Below are 17,224 nucleotides of genomic sequence, written 5' to 3'. Positions count from 1 at the left end.
CGTCATGCGCATCGAGAACCATAAAATTCCGGGCATCTGGTACAGGCAATCCTCCAATATCGGCGCCGCGCGCGAAAAGCCGCCGGTCGTCATCGTGTTGCACTACACCACCGGCTGGAATGGCAAGGCCAGCCGCGACTGGCTGATGGGCGAGGCGGGCGGCACGAGCAATCGCGGCTCCAGCGCGCACATTGTCATCGATCGCGACGGCACGGCCTGGCAGATAGCGCCGTTCAACCGCACGGTCTGGCATGCGGGGCCCTCGCGCTATGGCGAGTTGCAGGGCCTCAACAGCCATTCGGTCGGCATCGAATTCGTCAATGCCGGCTGGATGAAGCCGAATGGCCTCGGCGACTACATAGATGCCTATGGCAGGCGGATGAACGACCGCGCCCTGAAAAAGACCGGCGGCTATATGCTCGCCCCGCACGCCCGCGTCGGCTCGGGAAATTTCGCCTGGCCGCTCTATCCGGAAGCCCAGCTGGAGACCGGGCTGGAGATCGTCCAGGCGTTGCTTGCCGCCTATCCGATTGCCGCGATCGTCAGCCATGAAGAGATCGATACGCGCGGGTGGAAGACCGATCCGGGGCCGGCCTTTCCGATGGCCCGGTTTCAGGGCCTGATGGGCGAGGCCGCCGACCGTGAGGAAGCCTATGTGGTGACGGCCGGCCGGCTGAACCTGCGCGGCGGGCCCGGTGTTTCGTTTGAGAAGATCGTGCCGCCCGGCATGCTGCTCTGCGGCACCCGGCTTCGGGTGCTGAAACGCGAGGGCGACTGGGCCTTCGTCGCGCCCGAACGGGCCGATGGCGAGGAGGGAAGCATTCGCGGCTGGGTGCATGGCGGCTATATCGCGCCAATGATTGCGGCCTGAGGGGCGGCATTCTTGCGTCTTTGGCGCAAGGCCTCTATATCAGCGGCAAATATGGGATTCACATCCAACCTTGAACTGGACTGGCGGATCATGAACACACTCGGTTTTGACAAGAAGCCGGAGGACACCCGCGTTGTCGTGGCGATGTCCGGCGGCGTCGACAGCTCGGTCGTGGCCGGGCTTTTGCAGCGCGAGGGCTATGACGTCCTCGGCATCACGCTTCAGCTTTACGATCACGGCGCGGCCGTGCACCGCGCCGGCTCCTGCTGCGCGGGACAGGATATCGATGATGCGCGCCGCGTCAGCGAACGCCTCGGCATTCCCCATTACGTGCTGGATTACGAAGCGCGGTTTCGCGAAACGGTGATCAACCCGTTCGCCGAGGCCTATATCGCCGGCGAAACGCCGATCCCCTGCGTTGCCTGCAACCAGACGGTCAAGTTCGCCGACCTGTTGACGACGGCGCGCGAGCTCGGCGCGGATGCGCTGGCAACGGGGCACTATATCCGCTCCAAGCCCAACCCGAGCGGCAACCAGCCGATGCGCCGGGCGCTCTACCGCCCGGTCGATGCCGAACGCGACCAGAGCTATTTCCTGTTTGCGACCACGCAGGAGCAGATCGACTTTCTGCGCTTTCCGCTTGGCGGCCTGTCGAAGGCCGAGACCCGGAAGCTGGCGGAAGAAATGGGCCTGATCGTCGCCGACAAGCCGGATAGCCAGGACATCTGTTTCGTGCCGCAGGGCAAGTATTCCGATGTTATCGCCAAGCTCAAGCCGAATGCCGAGCTTTCCGGCGATATCGTCCATCTCGACGGCCGCATTCTCGGCCGCCATGAAGGCATCGTCCGCTACACGATCGGCCAGCGCAAGGGGCTTGGCGTGGCCACCGGCGAGCCGCTTTACGTGGTTCACCTCGACGCCCGCTCGCGCCGCGTCGTCGTCGGCCCGCGCGAGGCGCTGGAAACCCGGCGGATTTACCTGCGCGACGTCAACTGGCTGGGCGACCGTTCGCTTGCCGAGGAAGCGGCGGACGGCTTCGAATGTTTCGCCAAGGTGCGCTCCACGCGCCCGCCGCTGCCGGTGGTGCTACGCGTTGATGACAACGGCGTCTATGTCGACCTGCTGGAAGGCGAGGCCGGGATTGCGAACGGACAGGCCTGCGTGCTCTACGATGCGTCCGGGAACGAAGCCCGCGTCTTCGGCGGCGGTTTCATCGACCGCTCTGAGCGTTCGGCGGAGGCCGAGGCGGCGCTGAAGAGTCTGATGGACGGGCTTGCGGCCTGAACGTTTTGCGTATCGGTGGTTACACGGCCATGCCGCGCCGCCATTGGCTTCAGTTATTGAAAAGCCTGTCCTTAAACTCGGCGTCATCCTCGGGCTTGACCCGAGGATCCAGGCAACGCGGTAAGGTCGCGCAATGGACCGTTGAAATTCAGCGGCTAAGCCGCCTGGATGCTCGGATCAAGTCCGAGCATGACCCCTTTCAAAAATACAGCGATGACGTAAACCTGCGTCCATCACGTCGCGATTGGCTCCTTCGCTTCCATGAACAGCTTCAGCGATTCCTGGTAGCCGAAGGTCAGCAACTGGTCGACATAGGCGATCAGCCGGTCGGCCCAGTCGAAGCCCATATAGGCGGCGAGCCAGACCAGCAGCGCCGCGATGATCAGCGCATAGATGAAGCTGCGCAGTACCATCAGCACGATGGCGAGCAGCACGAAGGCGATCAGCCCGTAGAAGATCGAGGGCGCGAGCGCCACGCCGTCCTGATGGGCGAGATAGCCCATATAGAGCGCGAAGATGATGCAGACCGCCGCACTCAGCCGGTCGCGGATCTTGCGGTGGGTATAGGACGCGCTTGCCATTCTCGATCTCCCTTTTGATGCGGGCGCTCAACGCTTAAGAAACGCGGGCGCTGCAACCCGGTTCCCGATATCTCATGTTCAGCGATGATTGTCGATCAGGATAGCTCTGCAACCACACGGTTCAAGACCAGCATGCCGGCGGGCGTTGCCCGCAGCCTGTGGTTGCCGATGCGTTCGACAAGGCCGAGGTCAATCACAAACGCCTCGCGCTCGGCATCGACCGGCCTGCCGGAAAGCGACGACCAGCGCGAAAGGTCGACACCCTCCCTGACGCGCAGCCCCATCAGCAGCAGTTCGTCGGCCTGTTCCTCGCCGGTGAGCGTGGTCTGCTCGCTCATGCCGTGGCCTGCTTCCTCAACCATCGAGAGCCAGGTTTCCGGGTGACGTTCGGCGGCCGTGGCGATCTTGCCTTCGGTTGTCGCAAGCCTGCCATGCGCGCCGGGGCCGATGCCGGCATAGTCGCCATAGCGCCAGTAGGTGAGGTTATGCCGGCTTTCCGCTCCGGGCCGGGCGTGGTTGGAAACCTCGTAGGCCGGCAGGCCGCGTTCCGCCGTTACACTTTGCGTGATTTCATAGAGTTCAGCGGCGTGGTCCTCATCCGGCACGGTAAGCTTGCCGGCCTTGTGCAGCGCGTAAAAGGCCGTGCCTTCCTCGATGGTGAGCTGGTAGAGCGACAGGTGATCGGCGGCGAGATCAATCGCGCGGTTGAGCTCCGCCACCCAGTCATCAATGGTCTGGCCGGGCCTCGCATAGATCAGGTCGAACGACATGCGCGGGAAGATTTCGCGGGCAAGCCCGATTGCGCCCAGAGCCTGCTCGACATTGTGCAGCCGCCCGAGAAACCGCAATTGCTTGTCATCCAGCGCCTGCACGCCCATGGAAACACGGTTGACGCCTGCGGCGCGATAGCCGCGGAAACGGGTCGCCTCCACGCTTGAGGGGTTGGCCTCCAGCGTGATCTCGATCCCGTCCGGCACGTGCCATGCCTTCGCGACCGCATCGAGAATACCGCCAAGTGTTTCCGGTGCCATCAGCGAGGGCGTACCGCCGCCGATGAAGATGCTGGTGACCGCACGCGGGCCGGAAAGGGCGCGCATATGATCGATCTCGCGGGCGAAGGCGGCCATGAAGCGCTTCTGGTCGACAGGCTGGTGGCGGACATGGCTGTTGAAGTCGCAATAGGGGCATTTGGCCGCGCAGAACGGCCAGTGCAGATAGACGCCGAAGCCCGGTTCGCCATCGTCGCGGGCCATGGTTTGCGGTTCGCTCAGCTTGCCAGCCCCTTTTCCACGAACAGGCGGAAGGCGCGGGCGCGGTGCGACAGCGCGCCGCCATCCTCAGGCCCGCCATGGGTCTTCTCGTCGGGCTCCATTTCGCCGAAGGTCCTGTCATGGCCGGCCGGCATGAAGACCGGGTCGTAGCCGTGGCCCTTGTCGCCGCGCGGCGGCCAGACCAGCGTGCCCTCGACCTCGCCCCTGAACGTTTCGGTGTGGCCGTCGGGCCAGGCGAGGCAGAGCACGCAGACGAAGCGGGCGGTGCGCTGCTCGGGCGTGGTCGCGCCCTTTTCGACAAGCAGTTTTTCGACCTTCTCCATCGCCATGCCGAAATCGCGGCTGCCGTCTTCCGTTTCCGCCCAGTCGGCGGTGTAGACGCCGGGCGCGCCATCGAGCGCGTCGACGGCGATGCCTGAATCATCGGCAAGCGCGGGCAGGCCAGACTTGCGGGCCGAGGCCAGCGCCTTGATCGCGGCGTTTTCCTCAAACGTCGTGCCGGTTTCCTCGGGCACGTCGAAGCTCAGTTCAGCGGCCGATTTCGCCGAAAAACCGAGCGGGCCGATCAGGTCCGCGATCTCCGCGATCTTGCCGGCATTGTGGCTGGCGACGACGATGGTCTTGATATCGAGTTTGCGCATGTCAGGTCCTGATGAACGAAGTGAGGTTTGAGTACGCCGCATAGCCCCCAACCAATCTCCCCCCTTGAGGGGGAGATGTCGCGAAAGCGACAGAGAGGGGTAATGGGCATAAGCCGCAAGCGCTGTGCTCTCGGATAGGTTTCACCCCTCTCTGCCCCTGTCGGGGCATCTCTCCCTCAAGGGGAGAGATTGAAGGGAGGCGGACAGTCCTTGCCATCACAGCCCCCAGAGCTTGCCCTCGGCGCATTCCAGGCTGTTGCCGGCGGGGTCGCGGAAATAGATCGAGCGGGCGCCGTTCGGCCAGCGGAGATCGCTTTCGATGGCGATGCCGTTTTCATTCAGACGATCGAGCATCGCGGTGAAATCGTCGTCCTTCAGCCGGAAGCAGACATGGCCCGGACCGCGACCGCCATGGGCGGGAACGGGCAGGGCGTCCGGCGCCGCGGGCTTTTCGGTTTCGTCCGGATTGAAGATCAGCAGAACGCCCGGTCCGCAGCGGAAGAAGATATGCCGGTCGCCGGCGCGGGAAATCTTCTCCAAACCCAGAACGTCGCCATAAAATGCCTCGGCGGCGTCGAGATCGTCGACATAGAGTGCTGTTTCCAGAATGGCGGCGATCGGGCTTTCCATGGCGTTATGCGCTCTCGACGGTCTTCTTCTGGAGGTCGACGAGTTCGGCGATGCCGTTCCTGGCAAGGTCCAGCAGCGTCAGGAACTCGTCCTGGCTGAACGGCTTGCCTTCCGCCGTGCCCTGGATCTCGACGATGCCGCCGGTGCCGGTCATCACGAAATTGGCGTCGGTTTCGGCGGACGAATCTTCGAGATAGTCGAGGTCGATCACCGGCTGGTCGGCGAAGATACCGCAGGAGATCGCCGCGACATGGTCTTTCAGCACCTTGCCGGTCTTCACCATGCTGCGCGCTTCCATCCACTTCAGGCAATCGTGAAGCGCGATCCATGCGCCGGTGATCGAGGCCGTGCGGGTGCCGCCATCGGCCTGGATCACGTCGCAGTCGACGCTGATCTGGCGTTCGCCTAGCGCTTCGAGATCGACGACCGCGCGCAGCGAGCGGCCGATCAGGCGCTGGATTTCCAGCGTACGTCCGCCCTGCTTGCCGGCAGACGCCTCGCGGCGCATGCGCTCGCCGGTGGCGCGCGGCAGCATGCCGTATTCGGCCGTCACCCAGCCCTTGCCGCCATTGCGCAGCCACGGCGGCACGCGCTCTTCCAGCGAGGCGGTGCACAGCACGTGGGTGTCGCCGAACTTCACCAGGCAGGAGCCTTCGGCGTGCTTGGAGAAGCCGCGCTCGAACGAGACGTTGCGCATCTGGGTAAGTTGTCTGCCTGATGGCCGCATGGGGAGGTCCTTCCGGTTGCTTTTGGCCGCGTTCTACGAGCATGCGCCCGCTTTTGCAAAGAAAAACGCCTCGCCGGCGCGGGTCAATTGCGCGGCGATGCCTTCGCACTATATTAGGCGGGAAACCATTTCATGTTCCGGCAAAGCTTGGATGACCACGAAACGCAATATCAAGGCCGACATGCCCGCCATCTCGCTCGACGACCGATCGCGCGAGGTGTTTCGGCGCATTGTCGAGACCTATCTGGAAAGCGGCGAGCCGCTCGGCTCGCGCAATCTGTCGCGGCTTCTGCCGATGTCGCTGTCGCCGGCGTCGGTGCGCAATGTCATGAGCGATCTTGAGGAACTCGGCCTGATCTATGCCCCGCATATCAGCGCCGGACGGCTGCCGACCGAAAGCGGCCTGCGCTTCTTCGTCGACGCCTATATGCAGATCGGCGACCTAGGGGACAGCGAGCGTGCCGAGATCGAGCGCCAGATGGGCGGCATTGGCAGCGGTCAGCCAGTGGAAACGCTCTTGGACGAAGCGAGCCAGATGCTCTCCGGCATGTCGCGCGGGGCAGGCCTGGTGATGACCTCCAAAAGCGACACCGTGCTCAAACATGTCGAGTTCATCCGGCTGGAGCCGACCAAGGCGCTGGCCGTGCTGGTCGGCGAGCACAATCAGGTCGAAAACCGGATCATTGATCTTCCCGCCGGCACCACCTCGTCGCAGCTGACGGCGGCCGCGAATTTTCTCAACGCTCATCTGAACGGCCAGACCCTGCCCGAGCTGAAGTCGGTGCTGACACGGCTGAAGGACCGGGTGCGCCATGAATTGGACCAGTTGTCGCAGGATCTCGTGGGGCGCGGGCTCGCCGTCTGGTCCGGCAGCGCCGAGGATGGCAATCCCGGGCGGCTGATCGTGCGCGGACGCGCCAACTTGCTGGAAGGGGTGGCCGATGCCGCCGATATCGACCGGCTGCGCATGCTGTTCGATGATCTCGAAAAGAAGGATAGCCTGATCGAACTGATCAATCTCGCCGAAAGCGGTTCGGGTGTGCGGATTTTCATCGGCTCGGAAAACAAGCTGTTTTCGCTGTCCGGCTCCTCGCTGGTGGTCGCGCCTTACCGTGACAGCGACAATCAGGTCGTCGGCGCCGTCGGCGTTATCGGGCCGACCCGGCTGAATTATGCCCGGGTGGTGCCGATGGTGGATTACACCGCTCATCTGCTATCGCGGCTTTCCGGCACGCGCTGAGGCTTCAAACAGTATCGCCCCATATCAGACCTTGATTTTTCAAGGCTGAACCTCGATATCGGGGCTCAAGAAATTCACCACTGGAATGAAATCTGCGGAGACGTCATGACCGACGAGACCAAGAAAAACGGAACTGACGAACAAATCAAGGAAACGGTGCTCGATCTCGAAGCCGAGATGGATGCAGCAGCCGCCGAAGATATCGCCGAGGAGGCTCAGCCCGAGCCCGATCCGCTTGAGATCCTGAAGGCCGAGAACGAAAAGCAGCGCGACCAGCTTCTGCGCCTTGCCGCCGAAATGGAAAACCTGCGCCGCCGCACCGCCCGCGACGTCAAGGACGCCAAGGCCTATGCCGTGACCGCGTTCGCCCGCGACATGCTCGGCGTTTCCGACAATCTGCGCCGCGCGCTGGACGCCATCCCGGAAGACAAGCGCACCGAGGAGATCAAGGGCTTCATCGAGGGCGTCGAAATGACCGAACGCTCGATGCTCTCGGGCCTCGAACGCCACGGCGTGAAGAAGATCGAGGCCGAGGGCGCGCGCTTTGACCCCAATATCCATCAGGCGATGTTCGAGGTTCCGAACCCGGAAATCCCGTCCAACACGGTGGTTCAGGTGGTGCAGGCCGGCTACATGATCGGCGAGCGCGTCCTGCGCCCGGCCATGGTCGGCGTCTCCAAGGGCGGACCGAAGCCGGAAGCCGCCCAGCCGACCGACGAAGCGCCGAAGGACGAGTGATTGCGCCGGCGCGGCGGGCTTCGCGCGGCTCACTAACGCTGCATCGTGATCCCGGCCTTGAGCCGGGACCCGGGGCGATGCGACCGGCGCGCTATCATGATCGTTGGGGCCAAGACAAAGCGCCTGTCCTCAGTTGCCAAAACCTTTCCCTTTTACGGGCGTCATCCTCGGGCTTGACCCGAGGATCCAAGCAACTCGACTGGCGTCTTAGGATGTCGGCGTGTTGTTGCGATAGCTGGCGAAAATCCGCTCACTTCTCTCGCGACAGATGTGGTTAGATGCTCGGGTCAAGCCCGAGCATGACGCATGTTATTGGGGGGAGGCTGCCAGAAAATGAGGGCAAAAACCCTCACGCCGCCGAGGAATCCGGGTCCGAATTCAAAAACGCATAGATCGCGCTGTCGCTGTCTGAAGCGCGCAGTTTGCGGGTCAGCTCCTGGTCGCGCAAGAGGCGGGCGACGCGTGAGAGCGCTTTCAGATGGTCCGCGCCGGCACCTTCCGGGGCCAGCAGCAGAAAGGCGAGGTCGACGGGCTGATCGTCGAGCGCGTCGAAATTCACGGGATGCTGAAGCCTGGCGAACACGCCCGCGATGTGGTCGAGCTTCGGCAGCTTGCCGTGGGGAATGGCGATGCCGTTGCCGACGCCGGTGGACCCCAGACGCTCGCGCTGCAGCACCACGTCGAAGATTTCACGCTCCGGTATCCCGGTCACGGCTTCCGCCCGGGCGGCGAGTTCCTGCAGCAATTGCTTCTTGGAATTGGCCTTGAGGGCGGGGATGATCGCTTCCTGTTTCAGCAGGTCGTCGAGTGCCATGTCCTGGTATCCTGGCGTGAGAAGCGGACGCCTTGCGGCGTCCGCCTGTTGAAGGTCAGCCCTGAATGCCGGCTGTGTCGATCCAGCCGATATTGCCATCCGGGCGGCGATACACGATGTTCAGCGTCTTGTTGTCCGGGTTGCGGAACAACATCAGCGGCTTGTCGGTCATGTCGAGCGCCATGACGGCGGTGGCGACGGCCATGGTGCGCACCTCGGCCTTGGCCTCGGCGACGATCGCCGGCGCGTAGTCTTCCGGGATTTCTCCGTCATCCTCGGGCGGCGTATCCATTACCGAATAGGCGAATTCGGCGGAGCCGGCATGGCCGTTGTGGTGATCCTTGAGCTTGCGCTTATAGCGACGCAGACGCTTGGCGATCCGCTCGAAGGCAGCCTCGAACGCGGCCTGGGGATCGTGCGCCTTGCCGGCTGCGTGCAGCACGGCGCCACTGTCGAGATGGACCTTGCAATCGGCCTCGAAGCCGCCGCCGGCCTTTTCAACGGTCACCTGGCTGGAATAGCCGCCGTCGAAATATTTCGTGACCGCTTCCTCGATGTAATCCTCGATTTTTTCGCGGAAAGCCTCGCCGACTTCCATTTGTTTGCCCGAGACGCGAACACTCATGGTTATGCCCTTCTTCTTGTGTTTCCACGAGCCACTTTAGGCCAAGCCGCGAACTCCTCCAAGAGGGTCGGATGATTGGCCCGATTGGCAGTGCGATGACAAACGGTCATCAATATCTATTTGGGCTTTTTTCAGCCGTTTGCCAGCGGGAAATCTGCAATTCGTTCCGCGTTTTTCGTGCCGTCCGTCCGTTGGGCTCGCCTTTTCCGGCGCCGGCTTCCGGTCACGAAACCATTCATGTGTCGGTTCGCACCCTTTGCGGCGGATGCTCTATCGTTCATGGACCGCGAAGTCAATGCGGGCCTTGTTTGTCCGCTCTAATCGGTTCAGCCGGCCGCAACGCGGGCAAGCGCCCGCTTTTCCCTTCGACGCTGCACGGAGGAGGGGATGTTCATCGCCTCGCGGTATTTGGCGACCGTCCGCCGGGCGAGCGTGATCCCGTCCTCCTTGAGTACCGCGGCGATATCGTCGTCGGACAGCACCGCAGCCGGCGTCTCGTCGTCGATCAGCCGCTTGATCCTGTGGCGCACGGACTCGGCGGAGTGGCTTTCGGCCTCTTCATCGGCGCCGGCGATCGAAACGGTGAAGAAATAGCGCAGTTCGAACAGCCCGCGCGGCGTGAGGATATACTTGTTGGAGGTGACGCGGCTGACGGTCGATTCATGCATCTTGATCGCCTCTGCCACAGTCCTGAGATTGAGCGGGCGCAGATGATCGACGCCATGCCGCAGAAAACCGTCCTGCAGGCGCACGATCTCGCCGGCGACCTTCATGATGGTGCGGGCCCGTTGGTCGAGGCTGCGGGTCAGCCAGTTGGCATTTTGCAGGCAGGCGTTGAGAAAGGTCTGGTCCGCTTCCGACATCCCCCGCGACGCCTTGATCTCGGCCAGATAAGGGCGGTTGACCAGCACCCGCGGCAGGGTGTCGCTGTTGAGCTCGATCTGCCAGTCGCCGCCCGGCCGCGCTGTGACGATCACGTCGGGCAGCACCGATTCGCAGGCATCGCTGGCAAAAGCACTGGCGGGCTTGGGGTTCAGCCGGCGCAGCTCCGCCATCATGTCGAGCAGATCGTCGTCATCGACGCCGCAGACGCGTCGCAGCTTCTGGAAATCCCGCCGCGCCGCCAGATCGAGATTGTCGACCAGCGCTTCCATGGCCGGATCCAGCCGGCCGCGTTGCCTGAGCTGTTCGCGCATGCAGTCGGAGAGCGACTGTGCGAAAATGCCCGGCGGATCCAGCGATTTGAGTCTTTCGAGCACCTGCATCACATCGTCGGCGCCGATGCCGATATTGCCGGCGATCTCGGACGGCTCCCCGCGGAAATAGCCGGCATCGTCAAGATAGTCGATCAGGTGGCGCGCGATCGCCCGGGCGCGCGCATCGCGGAAGGTCAGGGCGATCTGGTCGGTCAGATGGTCACGCAGGCAGGGCCGGCTGGCAACGAACTCGTTGAGGTCGACATGGTCGTCGCCGCCCCCGCCGGGCATTGATTTCCACTGGCTCATCAGTTCTGGCGCGTCGGGTCGCGACGTTGGCGCATCCTCGGTGAAAGCGCTGTCGTAATTGCTGTCGAGGCTTTCCTTCAACCGGTCGGAAGTCTCGCTGTCCTCGCGGAACCAGTCGCTCGACGGCTCCGGATTTTCGTGGGCCGGAAGCTCCGCGGCTTCGGGTCTCTCGTCCCCGTGGCCTTCCTCGCCGCCCATTTCCAGAAGCGGGTTCTTCTCCACTTCCTGCGCGATAAAGGCTGTCAACTCCGCATGGGGCATCTGCAGAAGCTGGATCGACTGCATCAATTGCGGGGTCATGACCAGCGACTGGCTTTGTTTCAGAAACAGTTTGGCGCCGAGTGCCATGTAAACGCCCCACAAAAAATGCGCAGCCGGCAGAGGCCGGCCATTTCAGGCAGGGAGATTGGCATAAAAATTGCTTGATGATCAAGGCCGAATCGTGCGCGCGGACGAGCGTCGCTCGATATCGTCAGAGGCTGAAATTGTCGCCGAGATAAAGTCTGCGCACGTCGGTGTTGGCGACGATTTCAGAGGCCCTGCCGTGGGTCAGCACCTCGCCGGCGTGAATGATATAGGCGCGGTCGATCATGCCGAGCGTTTCGCGCACATTGTGATCGGTGATCAGCACGCCGATGCCGCGCTGCGTCAGGTGACGGATCAGCCCCTGAATATCGGAGACCGAAATCGGGTCGACCCCGGCAAAGGGCTCGTCGAGCAGCATGAAAGCCGGGTCGGTGGCCAGCGCGCGGGCGATCTCCAGCCGTCGCCGCTCGCCGCCGGAAAGCGCGACCGCCGGCGATTTCCTCAGCCGCGCAATGCCGAACTCTTCCATGAGCTGTTCGAGCTTGTCCTCGCGCTCGCGCTTGTTCAGCGGCGTGAGCTCCAGAACGGCGCGGATGTTGTTTTCCACGGTGAGGCCGCGGAAGATCGAGGCTTCCTGCGGCAGGTAGCCGACGCCCAGCCGGGCGCGGCGATACATCGGCAGGCCGGTAACGTTGCGCCCGTGCAGCGCGATGCGGCCCTCATCCACCGGAACGAGGCCGGTGATCATATAAAAGCAGGTGGTCTTGCCGGCGCCGTTCGGGCCGAGCAGGCCAACGGCCTCGCCCTGGCGCACGACCAGCGACACGCCATTCACCACGCGGCGATTGCGGTAGGACTTGGTCAGGCCTTCGGCAATCAGCGTGCCTTCGTAGTTGACGGGCGGGCGGCCATTGCTGGTCTTCGGCTGCGCGGACCCTGTCGTCGGGGCAGCCGGCCGCGGCGCTGCGGATTTTGCCTTGTTCACATGCACCCCCGGATCAGTTGCCGGGCCGCGATTGCGGATTGAGGCGGATCTGGACGCGCTTGCCGCAGGCGTCAAGCTTGGCCTGGCTGGTCGCCATGTTGACCGTCAGCTTGCAGCCGACAAAGACATTGCCGTTTTCCTTGAGCACGACTTCCTTGCCTTCCAGCACGAATTGCTGGCTCGGCATGTCGAAATGGCCGGTGTCGCCGGTCGCCGACTGGGTGTCGGTGTCGAGGCGAACCCCGCCGGTGAGATCAATGCGGTCGATATCGCCCTGGCCCGAGGCAATGCCGGTGGAGCCGCCTTCGTAACGCACCGTCATCTTGGCGGCGCGCACTGTGTTGACGCCCTGCACGGCAACGACATTGCCGGAAAAGGTAATCAGCTTGGTCGCGTCATCGACCTCGAATTCATCGGCATCGATATCGATGGGCTGGTCGCCGGCGAGCTGGAACCCGGTGGTCTCGGTGGACTGCGCGAACGCCGTATCGGCCGGCAGGCTGGCGAAACAGAGCGAGGCGATCGCGATCGCCGCCGGTGCCATGCCGGTTCTGAATTTCAAAATGCCCAAATCCATCGATAACCTCACTGATTGCCCTGACCGAGGGCAGACGGAGAAAGTGTAACATGAACACCGCCCCCGAACCGAATTTTCTGTCCGTTATCGGTGATATTTATGTTTCGGGCAACCACCGAGGCCTGCGGCGCGGTCACCGTCACCGGGTCATCGCTCTGGAGCGTGCCGCCCTGAATATCGATCGCGGCGGAGTTGAATTCCGCATGCATGCCGTTCGAAAGCTTGATGGTGAACGGCTCGTCGATATTGAGATACTCGGTCGCGCGGTCGTAGAGCGTGCGCGCGGCGTCGACCACCGCCGTCACCGAATCCTCGACCGGCACCTGCGCCGTCACGTTTTCCAGGAGCACGGTGCTGTCATCCGGATTGGCGGCGGGCAGAAGCGCCCGGTCGGCCTTCAGCGAATAGGGTATGCCGTCGCGATTGCGGCCCGTTATGCCGGGATTGGTCATGACGATCATCCCGTCTTCAATCGTGGCCGAGCCAAGCGAGATGTTGTCGGGCACCAGCGACTGCACGAAGGCCATGGCGATCAGCGCGATGGCGATCGCGAAGGCGGCGATCGGCAGCAAGATCTTCAACCGCCGCACGGTGCGCGTATGCTTTGCCGCCCTGCGGAAAGCCTGGTCGATCGATGCCCGGTCTGTTGCCTCGGAAACTGTCATGCCGTGTCGTTTCGGTGTCCATTGCGTGCGTGCACTCGAAGCCCCACGGTTATTATGTTTCGCGGTCGAGAACAAGCTGACCATCTAGGCATTGGCGGGGCCGCAATCAAGCAGCAAGCCTGTGCCTTGTTGCATCGCGGCGACATCCCCGCCAGCAAGATGCGCCTGCTTGCCAAATCGCGTCATCTTGTGTCTTCGGCCACTTGAACTCGGTGACGCGTATAACGTAAACAGGTCGAGTTTGAGGCTTTCTCAGCCACAACGGATTTATAAAGGCGACGGGGCGGGGCGAAATCGTGCCGGGGCGGATCGGACTTGTTGACGGGCCATGGTCTGTGGGGCAGACTAATTGGCAATGAAAATCATGGATTTGAGGGGTCGAATGTGATCAAGTCGGAGCTGGTTCAGATTGTTGCGGCGCGTAATCCGCATCTTTATCACCGCGATGTCGAGAACATCGTGAACGCCATTCTCGATGAAATCGCCGATGCGCTGGCTGCGGGCAACCGGGTCGAACTGCGCGGTTTCGGCGCGTTTTCGGTCAAGAACCGGCCCTCGCGCTCGGGCCGGAACCCGCGCACCGGCGACGCCGTGTTCGTCGAAGAGAAGTGGGTGCCGTTCTTCAAGACCGGCAAGGAGTTGCGCGAACGCCTCAATCCGGACCAGAAAAACGGCAACTGACGGCGGAAATTAAGAACAGGGCGCGCATCATGACCAAAAAACTGATCAACATTCTCATTCTGGTGCCGATCGGGGTCGTGCTTATCGTGCTTTGCGTGGCCAACCGCCAGTCGGTGACCATGGCGCTCAACCCCTTCAATGCCGCAGATCAGGTGCTCTCCGTCTCCGCTCCGTTCTTCGTCTATATCTTCATCGCCTTCATCCTGGGCCTCGTTTTCGGGTCGCTGGCCACATGGTTTTCCCAGCGCAAGCACCGCAAGACCGCCAAGGCCAAGAAGCGCGAGGCCGCACAGTGGCGCGCCGAGGCCGATCGCCAGAAGACCCAGCCCGCGGAATTGCCGCAGACCCGTCCGCTCGACAGGCTACCCTCGGCCTGAGGCGGCGCAGCCGACAAGACTTGCCATTTTCCCGGCAGGGCTGATAAACCGCGAGCTTCCGACCAATCCGGGATAACGGCCTCTCATGACGCCTCCGAAACAGGACAAGACACGCCGCAAGCCCGGCAGGAGCGAGCGTCGCAACGCGCCGTCGTCCAAGCCCGCGCGTGGCCAGGCTCCACGCCGCCGCGACGAGGCTCGCGAACCGGCCGAGCGCAAGAGAAGCCAGCCGGAGCCGCAATGGGTTGCGATGAAGCCCGGCGAGCGACCGGCCGAGCGCATTCCTCACATTCTCGAATCGGTATCGGCCGATGGCTTTCACCTGATCGACAGCGGTCATGGGCTGAAGCTCGAGCAGTATGGCGACTATCGCATCGTGCGCCCCGAGGCGCAGGCGCTGTGGCCGCCGCTGCTGGACGAGAAGGTCTGGGCGAACGCCGATGCGGTGTTTACCGGCGATACCGATGAGGAGGGCATGGGCCGGTGGATGTTTCCGAAGGCGGCGCTGGGCGAGACCTGGCCGCTTCGGATCATGGATATCGATTTTCTCGGCCGCTTCACCGCCTTTCGCCATGTCGGCGTGTTTCCTGAACAGGTCGCGCACTGGCAGTGGATGCGGGATGTATTGGAGACTGCCGGAAAGCGCGGGGGCGCAAAGCCGAAAGTGTTGAACCTCTTCGGCTATACCGGCGTCGCCTCGCTGGTGGCCGCGAGCGCCGGCGCCGAGGTGACACATGTCGATGCCTCCAAGAAGGCGATCGGCTGGGCGCGCGAGAACCAGGCGCTGTCGGGCCTCAACGACAAGCCGATCCGCTGGATCTGCGACGATGCGATGAAGTTCATCGAGCGCGAGGAGCGGCGCGGCAACCACTACGACATCATCCTCACCGATCCGCCGAAATTCGGCCGCGGTCCTAATGGCGAGGTCTGGCAGTTGTTCGAGCACCTGCCGCGCATGCTCGATCTCTGCCGCGCGATTCTGAAGCCCGATGCGCTGGGTCTGGTGCTGACGGCCTATTCGATCCGCGCCAGCTTCTACTCGATCCACGAACTGATGATGGAGACCATGCGCGGCTTCGGCGGCGTGGTCGAATCGGGCGAACTCGTCATCCGCGAGGGCGGGCTTTCCGGAACCGAGCCGGGCAGGGCGCTCTCCACATCCCTTTATGCGCGGTGGTTGCCACAATGAGCTTCGAGAAGGAACGCGCGCCGCGCGTCGGCACGGTCAAGGAGGTTACCAGCCTCTCCAACCCGATCATCAAGGATATCAGGGCGCTCAGCCAGAAGAAGCACCGCGAGGAAAGCGGCACCTTTCTGGCCGAGGGTCTGAAGCTGATCATCGATGCGCTGGAACTTGGCTGGACGATCCGCACGTTGATCTACGCCAAGGCGGCCAAGGGCAAGGCGCCGGTGGAAAAGGCCGCCGCCAAGACGGTGGCTTCCGGCGGTTTGGTGCTCGAAGTCTCCGAAAAGGTGCTCGGCGCAATCACGCGGCGCGACAATCCGCAGATGGTCGCCGGCGTTTTCGAGAGCCATTACCGCCCGCTCTCTGAAATCACGCCGCAGAAGAACGAGACCTATATCGCGCTCGACCGGGTGCGCGATCCGGGCAATCTCGGCACCATCATCCGCACGGCGGATGCGGCCGGTGCGTCCGGCATCATCCTGGTCGGCGAGACCACTGATCCGTTTTCGCTGGAAACGGTGCGGGCGACGATGGGCTCTGTGTTCGCGCTGCCGGTCTCGCGCGCCGAGCCGAAGGCCTTTCTGGACTGGGCGAGGAAAAGCGGCGCGGAAATCGTCGCCACGCACCTCGCCGGCTCCGTCGATTACCGCACCATCGATTACACCAAGAAGCCGATCGTGCTGCTGATGGGCAATGAGCAGCAGGGCCTGCCGCCCGAACTTGCCGAGGGCGCGGACAGGCTTGCGCGCATCCCCCAGCAGGGCAGGGCCGATTCGCTCAATCTGGCCGTCGCCACCGCGGTGATGCTCTACGAGGCGCGCCGCCATCTTCTGTCGCTTGAGGAGCCTGGCCGATGAAGTTTTCGCTTTCCCGCCCGGGTCCCGCGGTCCTGTTCATCGTGATTGCCGTTCTGCTCGACGCTGCGATCAAATTCGCGGTTGAGGTCTATCTGCCGCTGCACCGAACCTATGACGTGCTGCCCTTTCTTGGCCTGTTCAAGACCTACAATCCGGGGATCGCGTTCTCGCTGCTCTCCGACACAAATGGCTGGGCGCTGGTGGCGATGCGGCTGGCGATCGTGGCGGTTGTGATCTATCTCTGGCGGCGGACCGCGCCGGGGCAGGTGTTCGCGTTGATCGGCTTTGCGCTGGTGGTTTCGGGCGCGCTCGGCAACATTCTCGATCATTTCATCTATGGTCATGTCGTCGACTATATCCGCTTCCATGTCGGCGACTGGACGTTTCCGATCTTCAATCTCGCCGACAGCTACATCACCGTCGGCGCCGTCATGATCTTCATCCAGGAGTTCCTGCTGAACGGATCGGGCAAGGACAAGGCCTGAGGGTCAGCGGCGGGTATATTAGCAGAAAACCTTGCCATTCAATGAGTTGAAAGGCCCTCTGGCCTGACCCCGTTATTGGCGTTTCGTCAAAAGCGGCTGGACCTGGCCACCGCCATGTATTACAGTTTCTTCCAGTCGGGCGGTTGCCCGGATAGCACGGAAACGGCGCGGGGAGGCG

20 protein-coding genes are annotated in these 17,224 nt (G+C 63.0%); 9 read left to right on the top strand and 11 right to left on the bottom strand.

The annotated features are described in order from the left end of the window. Nucleotides 1-4 precede the first annotated feature (4 nt). A complete protein-coding gene (locus V6766_RS06015; protein WP_448464551.1) occupies nt 5-871 on the top strand; it encodes an N-acetylmuramoyl-L-alanine amidase in 867 nt (288 codons plus the stop codon). A 90-nt stretch (nt 872-961) separates the two neighbouring features. After that, nucleotides 962-2,155, top strand: coding sequence for a tRNA 2-thiouridine(34) synthase MnmA (gene mnmA, locus V6766_RS06010; protein ID WP_448464549.1), 1,194 nt, complete (start codon nt 962-964; stop codon nt 2,153-2,155). Between the two features lie 233 nt (nt 2,156-2,388). Here mnmA and V6766_RS06005 read toward each other — a convergent pair whose 3' ends face one another. The 5 genes from V6766_RS06005 to rph form a co-directional block, all read right to left on the bottom strand. Beyond that, nucleotides 2,389-2,736, bottom strand: a complete 348-nt coding sequence (locus V6766_RS06005; protein ID WP_448427431.1) for a hypothetical protein — start codon at nt 2,734-2,736, stop codon at nt 2,389-2,391. 95 nt (nt 2,737-2,831) lie between these two features. Then, the gene (gene hemW, locus V6766_RS06000; protein ID WP_448464547.1) at nt 2,832-3,989 is read right to left on the bottom strand and encodes a radical SAM family heme chaperone HemW; all 1,158 of its coding nucleotides are present in this window, start codon (nt 3,987-3,989) and stop codon (nt 2,832-2,834) included. A 14-nt stretch (nt 3,990-4,003) separates the two neighbouring features. Further along, entirely contained in the window at nt 4,004-4,648 is a 645-nt protein-coding gene (rdgB, locus tag V6766_RS05995; protein WP_448464545.1) for an RdgB/HAM1 family non-canonical purine NTP pyrophosphatase, read from the bottom strand. 216 nt (nt 4,649-4,864) lie between these two features. Further along, nucleotides 4,865-5,278 carry a VOC family protein gene (locus tag V6766_RS05990; RefSeq protein WP_448464543.1) on the bottom strand — a complete coding sequence of 138 codons (414 nt, stop codon included), beginning with the start codon at nt 5,276-5,278 and terminating at the stop codon, nt 4,865-4,867. A gap of 4 nt (nt 5,279-5,282) precedes the next feature. Beyond that, nucleotides 5,283-6,005: a ribonuclease PH gene (gene rph, locus V6766_RS05985; protein ID WP_448464541.1), complete on the bottom strand. Its 723-nt coding sequence runs from the start codon at nt 6,003-6,005 to the stop codon at nt 5,283-5,285. A 151-nt stretch (nt 6,006-6,156) separates the two neighbouring features. On the opposite strand from rph, the gene hrcA reads away from it, so the two are divergent. After that, a complete protein-coding gene (hrcA, locus tag V6766_RS05980) occupies nt 6,157-7,245 on the top strand; it encodes a heat-inducible transcriptional repressor HrcA (protein ID WP_448464539.1) in 1,089 nt (362 codons plus the stop codon). A gap of 105 nt (nt 7,246-7,350) precedes the next feature. Beyond that, a complete protein-coding gene (gene grpE, locus V6766_RS05975) occupies nt 7,351-7,983 on the top strand; it encodes a nucleotide exchange factor GrpE (protein WP_448464537.1) in 633 nt (210 codons plus the stop codon). Nucleotides 7,984-8,332: 349 nt separating this feature from the next. Here grpE and ptsN read toward each other — a convergent pair whose 3' ends face one another. The 6 genes from ptsN to V6766_RS05945 all read right to left on the bottom strand — a co-directional run bounded on the left by ptsN (nt 8,333) and on the right by V6766_RS05945 (nt 13,460). Next, nucleotides 8,333-8,797, bottom strand: a complete 465-nt coding sequence (gene ptsN, locus V6766_RS05970) for a PTS IIA-like nitrogen regulatory protein PtsN (protein WP_018065559.1) — start codon at nt 8,795-8,797, stop codon at nt 8,333-8,335. 55 nt (nt 8,798-8,852) lie between these two features. Then, nucleotides 8,853-9,422, bottom strand: a complete 570-nt coding sequence (gene hpf, locus V6766_RS05965; RefSeq protein ID WP_448464535.1) for a ribosome hibernation-promoting factor, HPF/YfiA family — start codon at nt 9,420-9,422, stop codon at nt 8,853-8,855. Between the two features lie 326 nt (nt 9,423-9,748). Beyond that, nucleotides 9,749-11,275 carry an RNA polymerase factor sigma-54 gene (rpoN, locus tag V6766_RS05960; RefSeq protein WP_448464533.1) on the bottom strand — a complete coding sequence of 509 codons (1,527 nt, stop codon included), beginning with the start codon at nt 11,273-11,275 and terminating at the stop codon, nt 9,749-9,751. A 124-nt stretch (nt 11,276-11,399) separates the two neighbouring features. Then, a complete protein-coding gene (gene lptB / locus V6766_RS05955; RefSeq protein ID WP_448464531.1) occupies nt 11,400-12,224 on the bottom strand; it encodes an LPS export ABC transporter ATP-binding protein in 825 nt (274 codons plus the stop codon). Nucleotides 12,225-12,231: 7 nt separating this feature from the next. Beyond that, nucleotides 12,232-12,795 carry an LptA/OstA family protein gene (locus V6766_RS05950; protein ID WP_448464528.1) on the bottom strand — a complete coding sequence of 188 codons (564 nt, stop codon included), beginning with the start codon at nt 12,793-12,795 and terminating at the stop codon, nt 12,232-12,234. 8 nt (nt 12,796-12,803) lie between these two features. Continuing rightward, nucleotides 12,804-13,460: an LPS export ABC transporter periplasmic protein LptC gene (locus V6766_RS05945; protein WP_448464526.1), complete on the bottom strand. Its 657-nt coding sequence runs from the start codon at nt 13,458-13,460 to the stop codon at nt 12,804-12,806. Between the two features lie 384 nt (nt 13,461-13,844). Here V6766_RS05945 and V6766_RS05940 point away from each other — a divergent pair, with 384 nt between their 5' ends. The 5 genes from V6766_RS05940 (at nt 13,845) to lspA (ending at nt 17,046) form a co-directional block, all read left to right on the top strand. Beyond that, a complete protein-coding gene (locus V6766_RS05940; RefSeq protein ID WP_230720625.1) occupies nt 13,845-14,141 on the top strand; it encodes an integration host factor subunit beta in 297 nt (98 codons plus the stop codon). Between the two features lie 29 nt (nt 14,142-14,170). Continuing rightward, the gene (locus tag V6766_RS05935; protein WP_448427444.1) at nt 14,171-14,518 is read left to right on the top strand and encodes a LapA family protein; all 348 of its coding nucleotides are present in this window, start codon (nt 14,171-14,173) and stop codon (nt 14,516-14,518) included. Between the two features lie 85 nt (nt 14,519-14,603). Then, nucleotides 14,604-15,707 carry a class I SAM-dependent methyltransferase gene (locus tag V6766_RS05930; protein ID WP_448464524.1) on the top strand — a complete coding sequence of 368 codons (1,104 nt, stop codon included), beginning with the start codon at nt 14,604-14,606 and terminating at the stop codon, nt 15,705-15,707. Further along, nucleotides 15,704-16,561: a TrmH family RNA methyltransferase gene (locus V6766_RS05925; protein ID WP_448464522.1), complete on the top strand. Its 858-nt coding sequence runs from the start codon at nt 15,704-15,706 to the stop codon at nt 16,559-16,561. Before V6766_RS05930 ends, V6766_RS05925 begins: the two co-directional genes overlap by 4 nt. Beyond that, complete coding sequence (lspA, locus tag V6766_RS05920) at nt 16,558-17,046, top strand: signal peptidase II (protein WP_448464520.1); 489 nt, start codon at nt 16,558-16,560, stop codon at nt 17,044-17,046. The genes V6766_RS05925 and lspA overlap by 4 nt, the downstream gene beginning before the upstream one ends. Nucleotides 17,047-17,224: the final 178 nt, after the last annotated feature.

This window comes from Martelella sp. AMO21009 (genome assembly GCF_053484295.1).
Note: the sequence above shows the minus strand (reverse complement) of the source record. Positions and strands in the feature narration are given on the sequence as shown.